The organism is Bacteroides sp. 3_1_23 (assembly GCF_000162555.1).
In the GTDB taxonomy this organism is placed as follows: Bacteria; Bacteroidota; Bacteroidia; order Bacteroidales; family Bacteroidaceae; genus Bacteroides; species Bacteroides ovatus.
In genome coordinates this window covers 1,445,559-1,466,274 of the sequence record NZ_GG774949.1, presented here as the reverse complement: position 1 = coordinate 1,466,274, position 20,716 = coordinate 1,445,559, and the positions used below count along the sequence as shown (strand labels likewise).

Below are 20,716 nucleotides of genomic sequence, written 5' to 3'. Positions count from 1 at the left end.
TATATCGGGGAAAAGTAGTACTTTAGCGTGGTTTTTCACAAACCGTAGAATGTATAATTAATAATCATTTTAAATGCTTGAACAAGACAGAATTATAAAGATTAACATCGAGGAGGAAATGAAGTCATCGTACATTGACTACTCCATGTCGGTCATCGTTTCGCGTGCCCTTCCGGATGTTAGAGATGGATTTAAGCCTGTTCACCGTAGAATTTTATACGGAATGATGGAATTAGGCAATACTTCAGACAAACCTTATAAAAAGTCAGCGAGAATCGTGGGTGAGGTACTTGGTAAGTATCATCCTCATGGGGATTCTTCTGTTTATTTTGCAATGGTACGTATGGCGCAGGAATGGGCAATGCGTTATCCTTTGGTAGATGGACAGGGAAACTTTGGTTCTGTGGATGGTGATAGCCCTGCTGCTATGCGTTATACAGAAGCTCGTCTCAATAAGTTGGGTGAAGCAATGATGGATGACCTGTATAAGGAAACCGTTGATTTTGAGCCTAACTTTGATAATACGCTGGTGGAACCTAAGGTGATGCCGACGCGTATCCCGAACCTTCTGGTGAACGGAGCATCCGGTATTGCTGTTGGTATGGCTACCAATATGCCTCCTCATAATCTTTCGGAAGTGATTGAAGCATGTGATGCATATATTGATAATCCGGAAATTACGGTAGAGGAACTGATGGAATTTGTTAAAGCACCGGATTTCCCTACTGGCGGATATATATATGGTGTGAGTGGTGTACGCGAAGCATATTTGACAGGTCGCGGACGTGTAATTATGCGTGCGAAAGCTGAAATTGAAAGCGGACAAACACATGACAAGATCGTAATAACAGAGATTCCTTATAATGTAAATAAGGCCGAACTGATTAAATATATTGCTGATCTTGTAAATGATAAGAAGATAGAAGGTATCTCAAATGCCAACGATGAGTCTGACCGTGATGGTATGCGTATTGTTATTGACATAAAACGTGATGCAAATGCAAGTGTAGTGTTGAATAAACTCTATAAAATGACAGCTTTGCAGACCTCTTTTGGCGTTAACAATGTGGCTTTGGTTCATGGACGTCCAAAAACGTTGAATCTAAGAGATTTAATTAAATATTTCATTGAGCATAGACACGAAGTTGTTATTCGTCGTACTCAGTTCGATCTTCGTAAGGCGAAAGAGCGTGCGCACATTCTTGAAGGTTTGATTATTGCTTCAGATAATATTGATGAAGTAATTCGTATCATTCGTGCTGCAAAAACTCCGAATGACGCAATAACAGGCTTGATTGAGCGATTTAACCTGACAGAAATTCAGGCTCGTGCAATTGTAGAAATGCGTTTGCGTCAGTTAACCGGTCTGATGCAGGATCAGCTTCATGCGGAATACGAAGAAATAATGAAGCAGATAGCTTATTTGGAAAGTATTCTGGCTGATGATGAAGTATGTCGTCGGGTAATGAAAGAGGAATTGTTAGAAGTCAAAGCGAAATATGGAGATGTACGTCGCTCTGAAATTGTTTATTCTTCAGAAGAATTTAATCCGGAAGACTTCTATGCAGATGATCAGATGATTATTACAATTTCTCATATGGGTTATATTAAACGTACACCGTTGACCGAATTCCGTGCACAAAATCGTGGTGGAGTAGGTTCGAAAGGTACGGAAACCCGTGATGAAGACTTTGTAGAGCATATTTATCCTGCTACCATGCACAATACCATGATGTTCTTTACACAAAAGGGTAAGTGTTATTGGCTGAAAGTATATGAAATACCTGAAGGAACGAAGAATTCTAAGGGCCGTGCTATTCAGAACTTGTTGAATATTGATTCGGATGATAATGTAACTGCATACTTGCGTGTGAAGAGTTTAGAGGATTCCGAGTTTATCAATAGCCACTATGTATTATTCTGTACTAAGAAAGGTGTAATAAAGAAGACATTGCTTGAACAGTATTCTCGTCCTCGTCAGAATGGTGTAAATGCTATAACTATCCGCGAAGATGATAGCGTAATTGAAGTTCGTATGACGAATGGAAATAATGAAATCATCATTGCAAACCGCAATGGTCGTGCAATTCGTTTCCATGAGGCAGCAGTTCGTGTAATGGGACGTACAGCAACAGGTGTACGTGGTATTACGTTGGATAATGATGGTCAGGATGAAGTAGTAGGAATGATTTGTATCAAAGATTTGGAGACAGAATCTGTAATGGTAGTTTCCGAACAAGGATATGGTAAACGTTCTGAAATTGAAGACTATCGTAAAACGAACCGTGGAGGTAAGGGTGTGAAGACCATGAATATTACCGAAAAGACAGGTAAGTTGGTAACAATCAAGTCGGTAACCGATGAAAATGACTTGATGATTATCAATAAGTCTGGTATCACTATTCGTTTGAAGGTAGCGGATGTTCGTATAATGGGCCGTGCTACTCAAGGCGTTCGTCTGATAAATCTTGAAAAACGTAACGACCAGATTGGTTCGGTATGTAAGGTTATGACAGAAAGTCTTGAAGATGAAATTCCGGCAGGAGAGGCAGAGGGTACAATCGTGAGTGATCCGAATGCTGATGTTCCTGATATTGATGATGCAGCGGACGTAAATGAAAACGAAAGCAATAACGAAATTGAGGAATAGACATAATATTAATAATTAATCAAACAACAATCATGAAAAGAGTATTATTTTCTATGGTTTTATTGATGGCTGTTAGCTTCTCATTCGCTCAGATGAAGAATGTGAAAGAAGCAAAGAGTATGGCTAATGACGTAAAACCTAATTTTAAGCAGGCTGAACAGCTTATTAAGGAGGCTATGAAGAATCCTGAAACGAAGGATCTTGCTGACACATGGGACGTTGCTGGATTTATTCAGAGACGTATCAACGAGGAGCAAATGAAAAATGCTTTTTTGAAGAAACCGTATGATACATTGAAAGTATACAATAGTATTCTGAAAATGTATGAGTACTATAATAAGTGTGATGAATTAGCGGAAATACCTAATGAAAAGGGAAAAGTTAAAAACAAATATCGGAAGGCTAATGCTTCCAGTATGTTGGCTGAACGTCCTAATTTGATTAATGGTGGTATTCAGTATTTCAACCTGGACAAGAATAAAGAGGCTTTGAAGTTCTTTGCAACCTATGTAGAGTCAGCTTCTTATCCGATGTTAGCTGATAAAGAATTGGCTAAAAACGATACTCTTCTTCCGCAAATTGCTTATTATGCAACATTAGCTGCTGATAGAGTAGGTGATAAAGATGCGATCATTAAATATGCTCCTATGGCTTTATCCGATAAAGATGGAGGTAAATTTGCAATGCAATTGATGGCTGATGCTTATAAAGCTAAAGGTGATACTGCTGCATGGATTAAGTCTTTGGAAGAGGGTATCCTTAAGTTCCCTGGAAATGATTATTTCTTCGCTAATTTGGTTGATTATTATAATAGCTCTAATCAAGCTTCTAAAGCTATGGAGTTTGCTGATAGAATGTTAGCTAATGATCCGAATAACAAGTTGTATTTGTATGTAAAAGCATATCTTTATCATAATATGAAAGAATATGATAATGCAATCGAATACTACAAAAAAGCTATTGCTGCTGATCCGGAATATGCAGAAGCATACTCTAATGTAGGTTTGGTATATTTGATGAAAGCACAGGATTATGCTGATAAAGCAACAACAGATATCAATGATCCTAAGTACGCTGAAGCACAAGCTGTGGTTAAGAAATTCTACGAAGAAGCTAAACCATTCTATGAAAAAGCCAGAGCTTTAAAACCCGATCAACAAGATTTATGGTTGCAAGGTCTTTACAGAGTTTACTATAACTTGAATATGGGACCTGAATTCGAAGAAATCGATAAGATGATGAAGTAAGATCGTTTTCTGAAAAAATATAAGAAGGCTATTAGAAATAGTAGTCTTCTTTTTTTTATTCAATAGTTTAAAGTAGTAATTGAAAAATCTTATATTTGATATGGACTTAAGTGGAACAGGTAAATTTCTTCATTTAAATAAAAATAGAAAAAGGAGTAAGGTCATTATATTACTCCTTTTTCTATTAAACATAATACTTATTATTCCCTAATCTTGGATGCTCATTTTTTGCCTGATTTGATCAGCTGTTAATAACAAGCAATGGTGTATCTGAATGGAAAATCATTTTTCTGGCAATACTTGGATTAAATAATCGAGCAAATATATTCCTTTTGTAAGAAGTCAAAGTGATTATATCTATATGATTATCTTTGATATACTGATCAAGTCCTTTTAATAAATTATCATTCATCACTACGTCATAATGAATTTCAAGCCCCGGATATTGCTTGTGAAAATATTCTTTTATACCTGCTAGTTTTATTTCATTCCAGGTATCTTTAGAATCTGTAAGGTGTATCAAAGATACAGAAAAATGGAATGATTTCCAAGTATTAAAGAATGCCTCGAAAGCAATTAGATCTCTTTGATCAAAATTGGTAATAAAGGCAATCCGTTTTGCTTCACTAAACTGTTTAAATGGTGTATTTTCCGGAATAGCCAATACAGCCGTGCGACTCCTGTCAATAACTTCAGCGGTTACACTGCCAATTAAATCAATGTCTTTCTGATTTTTGCCTCGGGTACCCATAATGATAACCATAGGACGCTGTTCTTTAGCATATCTTAAGATTTCCTCCTCTGGAATACCTTCACGTAAGATGCAGCTATATTTAACGTTGGGAAATTCGCCTGATGCAACTTTTTCTTTTATCTTCTCTGATAAAGCATTGAGATCAGAATGGACTTTTTGGATAATCGTTTTTACAGATTCTTCATCTCCAATCTGGTAATTGAAAACATCCCCATAAGGCAACGACGATGCATAAATAGGCGTGAAATAGACATGCAACAGGATGACTTCTGCATTTTCTGTTTTTGCCAGGTTGAATGCAAATTCACATGCTTTCATCGAATAATTAGAGAAGTCGACGGGAATTAAAATCTTATTTGATTTATCTTCTACTTTGGGCTCCTTCTCTCCCACTATACTTTCAGACAGCCATGTAGAACTTTCTGTTATTTTCAAAGCACGTGGCAGATCGCTTTCTTTAATTCGTAAACGCACTCCCGATGAAACAACCGGTTGTATTTGATTAACGTTATGAATGTAGGTTTCTATACCTTCATTTTCCAAGACATTCTTTAAGATCTGCGCTTTGGTGTATGTCAGAATGGCCAGGGTTACTAATTTGTCTTCCATAAATGTACATTTTATAAGGTGAAAACAAATAAGAAATCCCAATTGTTTGATTCAATTGGGATTCAGTTTGTTATATTTTAAACTTGCACAGATTCGGTAGCCTGTTCTTTTTGCATACTCATATTCAATTCATCTAGGATTTTTAAAGCCCGATCAAGAACGGTCGTGTCATCCAACATTACAAGCCCACCATCTGGACCGGGCTCGAGATGTATTCCGACGCTTTTTCCCTCCTTGAAATTGTGTCCTCCGAAGAAGTTTCGCACTGTATCTACGTGCAAACCAAGTTCGTCTGCTATTCTATGCATGCTACCGCTAGGCAATGAATCTTTAATTTTACGAAGTTCATTAAACGTTATTGTTCTCATGTCTCATAAATTTAATGGTTAATACTATGTGATTTTTTTATCACGCTATAAACTTAAGCAAAAAAAAAGATAAAACAAATTATTTGCTTATCTTTTTTTCTTGAATATATAAAATCTATTAATGACCTTTATATCACCTCGATAGCAGAAGCAGGTACCCACCCGACTTTTCCATCTTCCAGTCGAATTTCTTTCCATTCTTTCATAGAGTTGTCTTTGACACTTACCTTTCTCCCTTCATGGAGAATAAACAAGCTAGTCCCACTCTCACTTGGAGTACTTCGTACTGTTACACTCGGATTCATTACTATCGCCTCACTTCGATTAACCAAATGCTCTTTTTGTTGCGAAGCAAAAAGATTAGAGCAAACAGTGACAATCAGCAAAATGATTCCTGATATGAATCCTATTTTCTTTAACATAATCTGTTTGGAGAATATAAAGAAATAGAAAGCGATAATCAATAGAATAAAGGAGACAATACTCCATGTGGCCCATGCATCTACACTCATACTATTTGTCAGAGATTTGATCCATGAAACAAAGAATACTTCAGGAACAGGTTCAACCTTGTCTATTGTTTTTGCACGTGCCACTTCAAGATTAGCACGGATGTCACCATTTCCTGGTTGTAATAGCAGAGCACGCTCATAATTTAAAACAGCTTTCGCTATCTCCCCTATTTTATAATAACTATTTCCCAGATTGTAATAGACGTCGGCAGCTTCTCCATTTTTCAGTAATGCTTCATATATCTGAATAGCTGCTGCATAATCTTCTTTTATATATGCGGAATCTCCTTCAGCTTTTGTTGCATCTTCCAGTGTATTACTGGAAAATGTGGTATGCGAAGCGTGGATAGAATCAACTCCATTCGTTTGTCTAGTATCAATGCTTAACGAATCTTGTCCGAAACAAGTAAGCGACATTGATAATAATATAAAAAATAATATCTTTTTCATGACATAATCTCTTCTGGGTTAATGTTTTATTGAATTCTCCATTTTGCTTATTACTTCTATTGAAGAAGAATAAACTTTATCCATAGCTTGATTCTCATCACCTGGAGCAAACCGTGCAAATTCACAATCATTCAATGCATTCAGGAATTCTTTGATTAGTTCCTCATTTACTCCGTGATTTCTTAGTTTCTCTTCAATATTATCTTTAGATAAACGAGATACCGGAATATTCAGTTTGTCACTTATATATCCCCACAATGCCTTTAATACCTCATCGTAGAAAGCATCTTTTTTATTTTCGGAGAGTAATTTTCCTGCAAGCTTCATACGCTTCGTTGCCACTTTATTTGCTTTCTTCGTACGCATTTTAGCAACATTTGCATTTTCAGCAGCTTGCTTACGATAAATAATAAAGAAAATAATAAAGGCAAGAGCCGGAATGATATAGAATAACCAATATGTCATTGAACCATAGAAGAAACTTCCTTTAGGTTGGAGAGTAACTTCATTCTGTTTGATATAACGGATGTCTTCACCTAATACTTTCAAGTCCTCTTTATTCGTGAAGTTAGCAATTACTTGATCCGCATTACCTGCACCTTTCTCAACATTTACTACATAATCTTCTGTTTTCAGTGTTTTGTAAGACTTGGAGCGAATATCAAAATAGCTGAAAGATACTCCCGGAATCTTATATGTTCCGGCATGTCTCGGAATTGCTAAATATTCAATAACTTTATTGCCTGTGAGTCCTTCCCGGGTTAATCTGACTTGATTGTCTACTTTGGGATCATATACTTCAAAATCATCCGGGAATTTAATTTCCGGATTAGAAATCAACTTCAGGTTACCTGTACCGGATATTACCAGTTTAATAGTAATAGCATCATTGGTTTTCAGTTCCTTACTGTTGATAGAAGAAGATATATTGAACTCTCCCACTCCACCTGAAAAATCTGCAGGTTTACCCGTAGGAAGCGGATTGACATTTATTGCTATCTTAGGAGTGGAAATATTTTTTTTAATTTCAATGACATTATTTCCTCCATTGAAGAAGGCATCAAAAGGATCATCTGATTGCACAGGTTTTCCGATAGTCATCTGGAACTGTGCCGGATCAATATATAGCTTTCCTGATTGTTGCGGGAAGAGAACAAACTGGCGATAAACCGTTGTATAGTAATTACGTCCCTGATAATGCTCCGGAGTCCATCTTGCATTGGTTGTCATTTCTATTTCTTGAGAATGGAAACCTTTAAAGTCGGGCAATTTCGCATTATTAAGTTGTAAGTTGGATTCTCTGGTGTATATTTTATAGGTCAGGACAAAAGCCTCCTGTTCATACACATTTGTTTTACTGGCACTTGCCATAATAAAAAGGTCCTGATTAGAGACACTTGTACCAGATGAGGAATGTATAGAACCACTACTACTATTATTTTGTCCGCTATTGCCACCTTGATCTTGTGGCAATACTTTAATCTTTACTGAGTTTGACACCATTTGGTCACCATCGGCAACAATGGAGGCACCGGGTATTGTGTATTCTCCGGCATTATTAGCCATTAATATGTATGTAAATGTAATACTACTAGTAGATGTAACATTACCATTCACTATTTGAGTACTACTTTGTTGTGAACGGCTTGGGCCCATCAATACATCAAAACCTTTGATTGATGGTGCCCGAAAATCTTTCACTTTTTGTGTAGTTACAATATACGACAGCCTGAATTGTTCGCCTACTACCACTGCATCAGGAGCAGAAGCAGTAAAAGACACCTTATCAGCAAACACATGAGTGCTATATGCTATCAATGCCATCAATATAATAATCAGTTTTTTCATTGCTTATGAAATTTATATCATCAACTTTATATTACCAATCTTTTTCCAAGCGACCGCCTTGCATAACTTTTTGTTGCTTCTTCACTTTATCCTGCACATCTTTTTCGTCCTGCATGACAGAGTTCAGTAATTGTTCAGCATTCTCCTTTGACATCTGATTGTCTTGTTTCTTTTCAGATTTCGGTGGTTGCTGCTGATCTTTCTTTTCATCTTGTTTCTGATCCTTCTGTTTGTCTTTATTCTGGTCCTGTTTCTGATCTTGCTTTTGCTGATCTTTGTTTTGGTCCTGATTTTGATCTTGATTCTGCTGATTTTGTTGGTCTTTCAGCATTTTCTGTGCGAGAGCCAAATTGTACCGGGTTTCATGATCGGTAGGATTATTACGCAGTGACATTTTATATGCATCTACAGCTTTGGCATAGTCTTTACCAGCCTGGAAAATTACTCCCATATTGTGATAAATATGGGCGTAGTTTCTATTTTATCTTTTTCTATTTTGCTGGCCGATACATATTGTTCCATGGCATCCTGAAACTTTTGCTGTTGCGAAAGGGTATTTCCCAGATTATACATGGATACCGTAGACTTGGGATTAGCTTCCAAGGCCTTCCGATAGTTCACCTCTGCATCAACAAATACGCTATCATTAAACAGACGGTTTCCCTTACGGATATAGTCGCGTTCTGCTTTCTGAGCCGATACACCAGCTGCCGCTAACAGAAATACAGCGAATAGAATATATTTACTTTTTAACATACGTATAACTATTTCTTATTAGAAAACAGGTGAATGTTCTTAAATAAAGGATTTTTGCGATCCAGAATTAAGATTTCTGCCAATAACAATAGTAGAATAACCCATGCAATAGCCTGGAATTGTTCGTTAAACTCCGTATATACTTTCGACTCTACATCAGATTTCGCCATTTTATTCACTTCTTGATTGATGGCCTTTTGGGCTGAATTAGAATTATCTACTCGTACATATATACCTTTTCCTTCTTTTGCAATTTCCTGACACATAGCTTCATTCAAACGGGTAACAATCACATTACCTTCCCGGTCGCGGCGGTAATCATTCGTTCCTTCCACCGGTATTGGAGCGCCATCAGGCATACCTACTCCCAATACACTTACCTGAATACCCTTTTCTGCCGCAGCTTTGGCAGCTTCCACTGCACCACCTTCATGATTTTCACCATCAGTAATAACAATAATGGCGCGTCCTACCCCTTCTTGCGGAGTGAAACTACGAGCTGCCAGATTGATTGCTTCCCCAATAGCTGTACCCTGTTTAGAAATCAACGAAGGACTAATGGATTCTAAGAACATCTTAGCGGAAATATAGTCACTTGTAATTGGCAGCTGTGTAAAAGCGTCACCGGCAAATACAATCATACCTACCTTATCATTATCAAGCTCATCTACTAATCTGGATATTAATCTTTTTGCTTTTTCTAAACGGCTAGGCTGTACATCCTGCGCTAACATAGAGTTTGAAATGTCCAAAGCAATAATTACCTCTACTCCCTTGCGTTTAACCGTTTCCAGTTTTGAACCGAATTGAGGGCGTGCCAGTAATACGGAGAACAAACCAATAGCAACAAAAATAATCCAGAATTTTACATCCGGACGATATTTGGATACGTCAGGCATTAACTGAGCCAACAAAGTCGGATCTCCGAAACGTCGGATATTCTTTCTCCTCTTGTAATTGGAATACAAGTAGAAAGCTGCTAAAAAAGGTAATAGCAACAATAAATATAAATATGTAGGTTCTCCAAATCGAAACATCTTCTTACTATTTTATGATTGGCAAATAACGATTGACAAACATCCTTATGGAATTTTCTTGAGTACCGAATTACGTAATAGTACTTCCAACAAGACACAGAGGAAAGCTGCTAAAGCAAACCAATGATATTCTTCGTCCCGCTTACTATACTCTTTTACATTCAGTTTCGTCTTTTCCAGTTTATCAATTTCTTCATATACTTCTTTAAGCTTCGAGTTGCTCGTAGCCCGGAAATAGTTACCATCTGTCGTTCCGGCAATCTCTGTCAATGTCTTTTCATCAATTTCTACCGGCATACTTACATATTGCACCGTATTTCCGACTGGATAAGGATAAGGAGCCATTCCATTGGTACCTACTCCGATGGTATATACACGAATACCAAAGCTTTTTGCTATTTCTGCCGCTGTCATAGGCGAAATATCTCCCTTGTTATTTGTACCATCCGTCAATAGGATAATAACTTTGGATTTCGCTTTGCTATCTTTTAAGCGGGTTACAGCATTTGCAATACCCATACCGACAGCAGTACCGTCAGTGATAAGACCACATTTGATATTATGTATCATATCCAATAATACAGCATGGTCTACAGTCAACGGACATTGGGTGAAAGTTTCTCCTGCAAATAATGTAATACCGATATTATCATTGGGACGTCCATTGATAAACTCTGCAGCTACGTCTTTAGCAGCTTCCAGTCTGTTCGGCTTCAAGTCTTCAGCCAGCATACTGGTAGAAACGTCGATAGCCAGCATAATATCAATTCCTTCTATCTCACTGTTCTGCCACTTATTAGTAGTTTGCGGGCGTGCAAGAACCAAAATAACCAGTACTAAAGCAAGGCAGCGTAATAGAAATGGAACATGCAACAAATAATTCTTATAACTTTTAGGTGTATGCGCATATACCCGGGCATCTGAAATTTGAAGAGTTGCTTCACTTTTCTTTTGCTTCAGGATATACCATACAATATACGGTATAAGCAATAATAGCAAAAACAGATATTCAATATTGGCAAAAACCATTTTATTTATGATTTAACAGTTTACTATTTAGTATTAAGCTATACATCCTTTATACAAAAAGATTGTATAACTGTAGACCTATATATATAAAGGTACCGATCAATGCTGCTGATAACAATGCAATTCCACAAATCAGCATAGCTTTAACACGTAAAGAACGTTTCTCAATAATAGTGATTTCCGTTGGTTGCGGTTTCTGATTTTCCTCTTCCGGTTGTTTGGTCTCATTGATAAAATCAATGGCATTAATCAAATTGGCATCGTTTTCATTCATCTGAGGATTATGCTTGGCGAACTTCACTAAATCAGCAGTCTGGAACAATAGTTTTAGGTCTGATATGGCCTCTTTATCATTCATTTCCAGTAACTGATCAATTATTTCAGAAGAAGTCATTTCCAATGCATTAAATCCGAAACGATCCTTAATATATGTACGAATAGCATCGGTAAGTTCGGTATAGTACTCCTTCGATTGCCCTTTCTGCCACACCTTCTCTGTCTTGATACGTTCTATCTCTTTCATTGCAGCCTGATGTGGCGGCAATTTAGGTTCAACTTTAATTTTACGGATAATCGGTTTATTATCACGTATGCGAACAATCAGATAGATCAGCAAACCAAGCAAAGGTAAAGCCAAGAATGAACAAGCGATCAATCCATACCAGTCTTCCCATGCAAAAGGAGCTTTCATCACAGATTTTTGTCCGAAGAACTGGTCCGGATGTAAGGTGTCAACCGGCATTGAATATACTTTTAATGCGAGAGCTTTGGAGTTGTACACTTTCCCATCTACGGTAACTGGCATTGGCGGGAGATAATATAGAGCAGAGTCAAAAGAAGTGATAATGTACTCCTGCGTAATCACCATCCGCTGACGATCATTCAGGAATTGGGTATCTGGTTTGACTGTTTCTATAATTTCTACACCTCTTACCAGTGTATCAGTGTAAGCAGGAAAAATAGCACGCTGTTTGGCATCCATGGCTACTTGCAGTTGCACTTTCGCCTGTTCGCCGATCAGTATCTGCAGTGAATCAATTTTTGCTTCTACTGTAACAGACTGTGCTACTGCTTTACTGACAAACAATAGACCTAATAATGCTATCAGAATAATATTTCTATTCATCTTTGATTCCATTAATTTCGTTTGGCAAATAAATTCAACAATGCCTTTACGTAATCCTGATCGGTTCTGACGGATACAGCATCTACGTTACTTTTGGTAAAAGTATCGTTCAATTCAGTCTGCTTTTGTATCCACCAGTCGCGATGTGCCCGGCGTACAGCTTTGGAAGAAGTGTCAATCCATTGTTCATGCCCAGTTTCTGCATCTTTGATTCGCATCAGTCCTACTGGAGGAAGATCACTGACTCTCCTGTCGTATACTTGCAATGCTACTATATCATGTTTCCTGTTAGCAATGGTCAGCGCATTCTTAAAGCTTTCCTGGTCAATAAAATCTGATAAGATAAATGCAGTGCAACGCCTTTTCATTACGTTTGTCAAATATTCCAAGGCAAGACGAATATTTGTGCGACGGCTTTCCGGTTGGAAATCAATTAATTCACGGATAATATACAAGATATGTTTACGTCCTTTCTTGGGAGGAATAAACTTCTCTATCCGGTCTGAAAAGAAAATCACACCTATTTTATCATTATTCTGGATGGCAGAGAAAGCAAGAGTAGCAGCGATTTCCGTCACCATATCTTTCTTTAACTGCTTGATCGTACCAAATTCCAAACTTCCGGAAACATCAACCATTAACATAACTGTCAGTTCACGTTCTTCTTCAAACACTTTCACATAAGGTTTATTGAAGCGCGCAGTCACATTCCAGTCTATGTCACGTATATCATCACCGAATTGATATTCACGGACTTCCGAAAATGACATACCCCTACCTTTGAAAGCCGAATGATACTGGCCTGCAAAGATATTGTTAGACAATCCTCGTGTCTTTATTTCAATTTGGCGAACTTTTTTTAGTATTTCACTTGTTTCCATTTATACAGTAGTTAATTAGTAGGTAGTTAAGTAGTCATGCATAGATATTTATGACTACTTATTGACTGTATTATAACTACAAATTAGGGTACTTCAACCTTATTCAGAATCTTACTGATGATTTCGTCCGAAGTCATGTTGTTAGCTTCAGCTTCGTATGTCAATCCGATACGGTGACGAAGAACATCATGTGCTACAGCACGTACATCTTCCGGAATAACGTAGCCGCGACGTTTGATGAATGCATACGTACGAGCAGCTAAAGCCAGATTGATAGACGCACGAGGTGAACCTCCGAATCCGATCATATCTTTCAGTTCCTTGAGATCATATTTTTCAGGGAAACGAGTTGCAAATACGATATCTACAATATAACGCTCGATCTTCTCATCCAGATAGACTTGACGAACAACCTTACGTGCTTCAATAATTTCATCCGCTCTTAGAATAGGTTTCACATTGAACTTCTCACTATTGATATTCTGACGAATAATCAATTTTTCTTCTTCCAACTTCGGATAATCAATGACTACTTTCAGCATGAAACGGTCAACCTGTGCTTCAGGAAGCGGATAAGTACCTTCCTGTTCGATAGGGTTCTGAGTTGCCAATACAAGGAAAGGTTCCGGTAACATGAATGTTTCTTTACCAATAGTAACCTGACGTTCCTGCATTGCTTCCAGCAAAGCACTTTGTACTTTTGCAGGAGCACGGTTAATTTCATCAGCTAATACAAAGTTTGCGAAAATAGGTCCGCGCTGCACTTTAAAAGATTCATCTTTCTGACTGTAAACCATTGTACCGATAACGTCTGCAGGCAATAAGTCCGGCGTAAACTGGATACGGCTATATTTCGCATCAATCAGAGAAGCGAGTGTCTTAATAGCCAAAGTTTTCGCCAAACCAGGCACACCTTCCAAGAGGACGTGGCCATCGGAAAGTAATCCGATAAGCAGTGATTCAACCAAATGTTTCTGACCAACAATGATTTGGTCCATACCTGTCGTAAGATTGGTAACGAAAGCACTTTGTCTTTCAATCCGCTCATTTAGCTCGCGGATATCAATTGATTCAGCCATAAATACTTAATATTTTATTATTTAAATCCCATTAATTTTATGTAAGCCTTGCCTGTGTCATAAGGCTTTTTATTTTGCCCCAAAAGTACGCCATATAATTAACGATTGCAACTAATTTTTATTAAAAAACAATGCGAAATCTTTAGATTAAGGTACTTTCATACGCTTTTGTACATCCATAACACTTCACCCGACCAATACAGGATTTGCATGGTCGGGTGAATGGATTATAACTACTTATTCTTTTGTAAGTTCTGGTATTTCAATAGTTGTGCCATACGGTACATTGTTGGGGTTCTTAATAACCTTCGGATTGTGTTTCACAATGTATGGCCACATTGCCTTTGTACCATAAAAACGCAAGGAAACCCTAGTCAAAGTTTCTCCTTCTTTGATTGTATATTTTGTCTTGGTTCCCGTAATCTTATAAGATGCTGAATCCAGATAGGCAGAAGTAGCAGGTTGTTGTGTAACCGTTTGAGGTTCTGCTTTGACAGGAATAGCTTCTTCTTTTTTGGCAACCGGTTGTGTCGTGGTAGCGACTTTGGATACATCAGGCGTTATTACCTTTGTAGTATCCTTATGTGCAATCGTATCAGAAAGCTGCGCTTCCGGTTGAACGGGTTGAGTGGTCACAGGCGGCATATCCAGTGCATTCTTGTCAGATGAAGAAGAGAATAAATCCGGATAATAAATAAAAAGAATGACACCTCCGCATAATAACAAAACGACTACAATAACAGCTATTAAATAAGGTACAGGAGATTTTTCCTTCACTGGGGCTGTCTTTTTAGAAACCGGCTGGGATACTTGTTCCGGTTGGACCGGTTTTATCGTTTCTTTTTCAGCAGGAGGCACTATAGGAGTCACAGGTTGCAGATTTGCTTTTAGAAGCTCTTGCTCTATAATCTTTTCGGCAGTGATCTCTTCTTTTTCTTCTTCTATAAATGCTGCTTGCTGCTCATTGATTATCACTTCCTCTTCCGGAACCTCTTCATCTTCCAGCTGTTCTACCTTTTCTTCGATATCAGTCTCTGTAATGGCTTCTTCAGGCTCTTTAGGAGACGTCTGTTCTGTCGATTCCTGTGCTATTGCAGATTCCTCAGTAATAGCAGGTTCTTCAATGGACTCTTCCACAAGTGGCTGACTGGCTATTTGCTCTTCCTGAATCGGCTCTTCTTCCGAAAGACCATCATCAGTACCTTCATTTTCTTCTATCACAGTAGTTTCAGAGTCATCCCCCATCTCATTCAAGACTGCCTGTGCTGACGCTTCCTCTCCTGTTTCTTCTTCCTCAGTCTCTTCTATCGGAGTATCTTCCAGAATTGTATTTTCATTCAATACAACAGTCTCAAAGTGTGCAAAAGGTTTATTTATCGTATCCCTTAGATTTGCATCCGGAGAAAATGAGACTTTTGTATGTCCTTTTATCTGGAAACGCTCGCCTGTGTTGACATTGACACTTTCCCGGCTATCTACATCAATAAGTTTGAAAGTTCCCAATCCTTTGATTTTTACAGTCTTTTCGTTCTCCAAGGCTTGTTCTATCAAGAGGAAAAACTCTTTAACAAACGCTTCGGCGTCTTTCTTGGTCATGCTATGTTTGGCTGCCAATAAGTCAGTAAGGTCTTGAATTGTTAGTCTTTCATTCATAACGGGAAATATTTATTTAAACTTATCTTTCAATGTATTGCTAGGTCTATACGATAATACCAATTTAGGTGGAACCAGCATGCGTTGTTTGCTTGCCGGGTTGATTGAAATCCGTTCCGCTTTCTTTTTCACTTCAAAAGAACCGAATCCTTGAATTGCAATCACATTACCTTCTTCCAATTCTTGTGTCATACTGGACAACAAAGAATTCATCAATTCGGAAGTATCCTTGATTGTGTATCCCAATCTTTCCGCTAGTTCGGATGTAAATTCCTTATTATTCATAGTCATTTATAATCTTTGCATATAAATCAAAATCGTCCGCATTCACCACTTCTACCTGATAAAACTGTCCGATCTTAAGTTCTCTCTCTGAACGATCAATCAATACTTCCGGATCTACTTCCGGTGAATCAAATTCTGTCCGTCCGATATAATAATCTCCTTCCAGACGATCGATGATCACTTTCATCTGTTTACCGATCTTTTCTGCACTTAACTCTGCCGAAATACCTTGCTGGATATCCATCAATTCATCAAGTCGGGCTTGTTTAACCTCTTGTGGAATAGAATCTTCGTATGTTTCTGCAGCATAAGTCCCTTCTTCTTCGGAATATGCGAAAGCACCCATTCGATCAAAACGTACTTTACGTACAAATTCTTTGAGATCCTCGAAGTCTTCCTCGGTTTCTCCGGGATGTCCTACCATTAAAGTCGTCCTCAGGTGAATGCCCGGCACTTCTCTGCGGAATTGTTCGATCAATTGGTAAGTATCCTCTTTGCTCACTTGTCGGCGCATTAACTTCAACATATTGTCACTGATGTGCTGAAGGGCAATGTCCATGTATTTACATACATTGTCACGTTCGCGCATAACCCGGAATAAATCTGTTGGGAAATGTGCTGGATAAGCATAATGCAAGCGAATCCATTCCACCCCGGGTATATCAGAAATACGCTCAATCAATTCCGGAAGCATTTGTTTCTTATACCGGTCTATGCCGTAATAAGTCAATTCCTGTGCGATCACCTGAAATTCTTTCACGCCTTGCGATACCAGGTATCGTACTTCGTCCAGAATTTCTTCCATTGGTTTGGAAATATGGTGTCCTGTAATAATAGGGATAGCACAATAAGAACATTTACGATCACATCCTTCTGAAATTTTCAGGTAAGCATAATGCTGGGGAGTTGTCAATGTCCGTTCGATATATAATTCATCGTGATAGACCTTTCCCAAGTCCTGTAAAAGCTCCTTCCAATTAAACTTCCCATAAAACTTATCTACCTGTGGTATCTCAACAGCTAATTCCTTGAGATAGCGTTCGGAAAGACAACCCATCACGAAAAGTTTCTTTAAATCCCCTTCTTCCTTTCTTTCAGCGAACTCCAGAATCATATTTATGGATTCTTCTTTGGCATCACCAATGAAACCACATGTATTGATTACCGCAATTTCTCCTTGCGGATTTTCAGTGTCATGAGTTACGCTGTATCCGACTTCCTCCAATTGGCGCATTAGCTGCTCGGAGTCAACCAGATTTTTAGAACATCCTAAAGTAATAATATCTATTGTTTTTCTTTTCATGCATTTTCTCCAAACAAGGAATCAACGAATTCATTTTTACGGAATACCTGCAGGTCTTCCATGCCTTCGCCTAGTCCGATATACTTAACAGGAATCTTGAATTGATCGGAAATACCAATCACAACACCACCTTTAGCGGTTCCATCAAGCTTAGTGATGGCCATAGCGGTAACTTCCGTCGCCAAAGTAAATTGTTTGGCTTGCTCAAATGCATTTTGTCCGGTGGAACCGTCCAGTACCAATAAAACTTCATCCGGTGCATCAGGCACTACCTTTTTCATCACATTCTTAATTTTGGTCAACTCGTTCATTAAGCCTACCTTATTGTGCAGACGACCGGCTGTATCAATAATAACCACATCTGCGTTATTGGCAACGGCCGAACTAAGAGTGTCATAAGCCACAGATGCGGGATCTGCTCCCATTTTCTGTTTAACTACGGGAACTCCTACCCGTTCTCCCCAAATCATTAGCTGTTCCACAGCTGCAGCGCGGAAAGTGTCAGCGGCTCCCAAGTAAACGGATTTACCTGCTTTCTTGAATTGATAAGCCAGTTTACCAATGGTCGTAGTTTTACCTACCCCATTTACTCCCACAACCATGATGACATAAGGTTTTCTTGCGATGGGTACGTCGAAATCAGCTACATCACCCGAATTATTTTCAGTAAGCAGAGCTGCTATTTCGTCACGTAATATAAGATTCAGTTCCTGAGTATTTACATACTTATCTGCAGCTGCACGTTTTTCGATGCGCTTGATAATATTTAAAGTTGTTTCTACGCCGACGTCAGATGTAATCAGCACTTCTTCCAGATTATCTAATACTTCATCGTCTACTTTTGACTTGCCAGCCACAGCACGAGCTATTTTACTGAATACGCTCTCTTTGGTTTTAGATAATCCTTTATCTAAAGTTTCCTTCTTCTCCTTTGAAAAAAAACTAAAAAATCCCATATTTACACTTGTTTGTATAATACATTTGCTACAAAGATATAACAAAGGATTGGAAAAGTAAAAAAAGAAGCAATAAAAAATCCCCTCATTGTTCGCCAATGAGAGGATTTTGCAGTTATAGCGTATATGCTATTTCGATTATTTTTTGAAAAAGTCTTGTACTTTTTCGTTCGGAACCATTTGTTCATCAAAAACGTATGCTCCAGTTTTCGGAGATTTTACCATTTTGATAACCTTGGTATAAGCACGACCTTCTTTAGAACCTTCGTGCAAACTTGCTACTGTTTTCTTTGCCATGGGTTATACTACTTTATTATTTAATTTCCTTGTGTACTGTTACTCTCTTCAGAATCGGGTTGTATTTTTTCAACTCAAGTCTTTCTGTAGTATTCTTTCTGTTCTTAGTTGTGATATAACGAGATGTTCCCGGCATTCCACTGTCTTTGTGTTCTGTACATTCCAGAATCACTTGTACTCTGTTACCTTTTGCTTTCTTTGCCATTGTAAGTTTTCTCCTCTACGTTTAGCCGATTACTTTAATGCTTTTCCAATCACAATAACCTTTAGCCACTGCTTCAGTCAGCGCAGCATCCAGTCCTTTTTTGTTGATAATACGCAACCCGTTAGCACAAATGCTAAGGCTGATCCAACAATCTTGTTCTACATAATAGAACTTTTTGTTAAACAAGTTCAAATCAAAGGTTCTTTTAGTTCTTCTCTTTGAGTGTGAAACATTGTTGCCAATCATGGCTTTCTTTCCGGTAATTTGACAAATCTTCGACATTTCTATCTTATTTTTATAGTTTTATATCTATACTTCTTTCAAACAGGACGCAAAGTAAGCACTTTTATCCGTATAAAACAAGAATTTCCTAAAATAATTCACTTCCAGGCACCTATTTTTCTTTATTTGAGTAAATCACGGAGCATTAATAGTGCATTATTGCCTGCTCTTTCGATATTCATGCTTCTTCCGCGGTTCGTTTCCTGTTTGTAAGTACGAATTTCGTTTTTATAACCAGCGGCTATCCAAACAGTTCCCACCGGCTTCTCGGGAGTACCCCCTCCAGGACCTGCTATCCCTGAAGTAGCAACGGCGCAATCGGTTTTTAGTGCTTTCATCGCACCTTTTACCATTTCAATCACAGTTTCTTCGCTGACGGCCCCATGTTGCTCCAATGTTTCGGAGGAAACGTGTAAAAGTCCCATTTTTACTTCATTAGAATAGGCTACTACGCTTCCGTTAAAATATTCAGAACTACCGGCAATGGAGGTCAAACGTGCGGCAATACTGCCTCCGGTACAACTTTCTGCGGTGGAAACGGTCAATTTCTTCTTTTTTAAAAGTTCACCGACTATAACTTCCAATGGCGTATCTTCTTCACCGAAAATGTCTTCACCAAGTATTTTCTCTAATTTTACCTTTTCACGTTCAAGAAGAACTTTTACTTCTTCCCTGTTTTGTCCGCGTCCTGTCAGTCTAAGACGAATAATCCCCAGCTTAGGCAAATATGCCAATTTGATACATTCTGGCAGAGCACTCTCCCACGGTTCCAGTTTTTCTGCCAATACGGATTCCGGATAGTGTTGTACAAGAAATGTTTGATGCATAATCACATCCGTTTGAAACCTCTCGTGCAGTTTAGGTAATACACTTTCTGTCATTACGGCAGTCATCTCTTGCGGAACGCCCGGCATGGAAACAAGTACCTTTCCATCTCTTTCGAACCAGCTGACAGAAGCACTTCCTACAGGATTATTTATCACTGTACAATCTTTCGGAACCATTGCCTGGCTTTTGTTGAGTGCATTCATTGGTATTTTCCCTGCCAGTACCCGTTTTACATTTTCGAATACTTCTTCGCTGAAAACCAGTTCTGTATGAAAGTATTTGCATAAAGTTTGTTTGGTGATATCGTCTTTGGTAGGTCCGAGTCCTCCGGTTACTAAAACAATATTCACCCTTTCCATCGCATTATCAATCGCTTCCAAGATTTCCTTTTCCCGGTCACGGATTGAAACAATACGAAGAACCTCAATGCCTATTTTATTTAATTCCTGCCCCATCCAGGCTGAATTAGTGTCGACAACCTGTCCTATCAACAGTTCGTCGCCAACAGTTATTATTTCGGCAAACATACTTCTTAGTTTTTATCTTATATATAATTAAGGT

At 38.3% G+C, this 20,716-nt stretch carries 19 protein-coding genes and 1 pseudogene; 2 read left to right on the top strand and 18 right to left on the bottom strand.

Annotated elements, in window-relative coordinates; all coding sequences use genetic code 11:
• Positions 1-73: 73 nt before the first annotated feature.
• Both gyrA and HMPREF9010_RS18850 read left to right on the top strand, forming a co-directional pair.
• The gene (gene gyrA / locus HMPREF9010_RS18845; RefSeq protein ID WP_008647545.1) at positions 74-2,650 is read left to right on the top strand and encodes a DNA gyrase subunit A; all 2,577 of its coding nucleotides are present in this window, start codon (positions 74-76) and stop codon (positions 2,648-2,650) included.
• Positions 2,651-2,682: 32 nt separating this feature from the next.
• A complete protein-coding gene (locus HMPREF9010_RS18850) occupies positions 2,683-3,897 on the top strand; it encodes a tetratricopeptide repeat protein (RefSeq protein ID WP_004295966.1) in 1,215 nt (404 codons plus the stop codon).
• Positions 3,898-4,138: 241 nt separating this feature from the next.
• Here the strand turns inward: HMPREF9010_RS18850 and HMPREF9010_RS18855 are convergent, their stop codons facing one another.
• The 18 genes and pseudogenes from HMPREF9010_RS18855 to HMPREF9010_RS18930 all read right to left on the bottom strand — a co-directional run bounded on the left by HMPREF9010_RS18855 (position 4,139) and on the right by HMPREF9010_RS18930 (position 20,682).
• Entirely contained in the window at positions 4,139-5,260 is a 1,122-nt protein-coding gene (locus HMPREF9010_RS18855) for a universal stress protein (protein ID WP_008647542.1), read from the bottom strand.
• Positions 5,261-5,337: 77 nt separating this feature from the next.
• Positions 5,338-5,628 carry a hypothetical protein gene (locus HMPREF9010_RS18860; RefSeq protein WP_004295969.1) on the bottom strand — a complete coding sequence of 97 codons (291 nt, stop codon included), beginning with the start codon at positions 5,626-5,628 and terminating at the stop codon, positions 5,338-5,340.
• A gap of 128 nt (positions 5,629-5,756) precedes the next feature.
• Positions 5,757-6,590 (bottom strand): tetratricopeptide repeat protein, encoded by an 834-nt coding sequence (locus HMPREF9010_RS18865; RefSeq protein WP_008647540.1) that lies wholly within the window; start codon positions 6,588-6,590, stop codon positions 5,757-5,759.
• A gap of 18 nt (positions 6,591-6,608) precedes the next feature.
• Positions 6,609-8,438: a BatD family protein gene (locus tag HMPREF9010_RS18870; protein ID WP_008647538.1), complete on the bottom strand. Its 1,830-nt coding sequence runs from the start codon at positions 8,436-8,438 to the stop codon at positions 6,609-6,611.
• 31 nt (positions 8,439-8,469) lie between these two features.
• Positions 8,470-9,194 (bottom strand): annotated as a pseudogene (locus HMPREF9010_RS0124110) (tetratricopeptide repeat protein).
• An 8-nt stretch (positions 9,195-9,202) separates the two neighbouring features.
• Positions 9,203-10,231, bottom strand: coding sequence for a VWA domain-containing protein (locus tag HMPREF9010_RS18875; RefSeq protein ID WP_004295973.1), 1,029 nt, complete (start codon positions 10,229-10,231; stop codon positions 9,203-9,205).
• 45 nt (positions 10,232-10,276) lie between these two features.
• A complete protein-coding gene (locus HMPREF9010_RS18880) occupies positions 10,277-11,260 on the bottom strand; it encodes a vWA domain-containing protein (RefSeq protein ID WP_004295974.1) in 984 nt (327 codons plus the stop codon).
• A 49-nt stretch (positions 11,261-11,309) separates the two neighbouring features.
• Entirely contained in the window at positions 11,310-12,398 is a 1,089-nt protein-coding gene (locus HMPREF9010_RS18885) for a hypothetical protein (RefSeq protein ID WP_004312449.1), read from the bottom strand.
• Positions 12,398-13,267, bottom strand: a complete 870-nt coding sequence (locus HMPREF9010_RS18890) for a DUF58 domain-containing protein (protein ID WP_008647535.1) — start codon at positions 13,265-13,267, stop codon at positions 12,398-12,400. The genes HMPREF9010_RS18885 and HMPREF9010_RS18890 overlap by 1 nt, the downstream gene beginning before the upstream one ends.
• 83 nt (positions 13,268-13,350) lie before the next feature.
• Positions 13,351-14,346, bottom strand: a complete 996-nt coding sequence (locus HMPREF9010_RS18895; RefSeq protein WP_008647534.1) for an AAA family ATPase — start codon at positions 14,344-14,346, stop codon at positions 13,351-13,353.
• Positions 14,347-14,583: 237 nt separating this feature from the next.
• The gene (locus tag HMPREF9010_RS18900) at positions 14,584-15,999 is read right to left on the bottom strand and encodes an HU family DNA-binding protein (protein ID WP_004325926.1); all 1,416 of its coding nucleotides are present in this window, start codon (positions 15,997-15,999) and stop codon (positions 14,584-14,586) included.
• 12 nt (positions 16,000-16,011) lie between these two features.
• The gene (locus tag HMPREF9010_RS18905) at positions 16,012-16,284 is read right to left on the bottom strand and encodes an HU family DNA-binding protein (RefSeq protein ID WP_004306073.1); all 273 of its coding nucleotides are present in this window, start codon (positions 16,282-16,284) and stop codon (positions 16,012-16,014) included.
• A complete protein-coding gene (rimO, locus tag HMPREF9010_RS18910) occupies positions 16,277-17,587 on the bottom strand; it encodes a 30S ribosomal protein S12 methylthiotransferase RimO (protein ID WP_004306074.1) in 1,311 nt (436 codons plus the stop codon). Before rimO ends, HMPREF9010_RS18905 begins: the two co-directional genes overlap by 8 nt.
• Positions 17,584-18,543 carry a signal recognition particle-docking protein FtsY gene (gene ftsY / locus HMPREF9010_RS18915; protein ID WP_004295981.1) on the bottom strand — a complete coding sequence of 320 codons (960 nt, stop codon included), beginning with the start codon at positions 18,541-18,543 and terminating at the stop codon, positions 17,584-17,586. The genes rimO and ftsY overlap by 4 nt, the downstream gene beginning before the upstream one ends.
• Before the next feature lie 138 nt (positions 18,544-18,681).
• Positions 18,682-18,840, bottom strand: a complete 159-nt coding sequence (locus tag HMPREF9010_RS25235; protein WP_004295982.1) for a DUF4295 domain-containing protein — start codon at positions 18,838-18,840, stop codon at positions 18,682-18,684.
• Between the two features lie 16 nt (positions 18,841-18,856).
• On the bottom strand, positions 18,857-19,045 hold the full coding sequence (gene rpmG / locus HMPREF9010_RS18920) for a 50S ribosomal protein L33 (protein ID WP_002560155.1): 189 nt from the start codon (positions 19,043-19,045) through the stop codon (positions 18,857-18,859).
• 21 nt (positions 19,046-19,066) lie between these two features.
• On the bottom strand, positions 19,067-19,327 hold the full coding sequence (gene rpmB, locus HMPREF9010_RS18925; protein ID WP_004295983.1) for a 50S ribosomal protein L28: 261 nt from the start codon (positions 19,325-19,327) through the stop codon (positions 19,067-19,069).
• Positions 19,328-19,449: 122 nt separating this feature from the next.
• Positions 19,450-20,682: a competence/damage-inducible protein A gene (locus tag HMPREF9010_RS18930; RefSeq protein ID WP_008647533.1), complete on the bottom strand. Its 1,233-nt coding sequence runs from the start codon at positions 20,680-20,682 to the stop codon at positions 19,450-19,452.
• Positions 20,683-20,716: the final 34 nt, after the last annotated feature.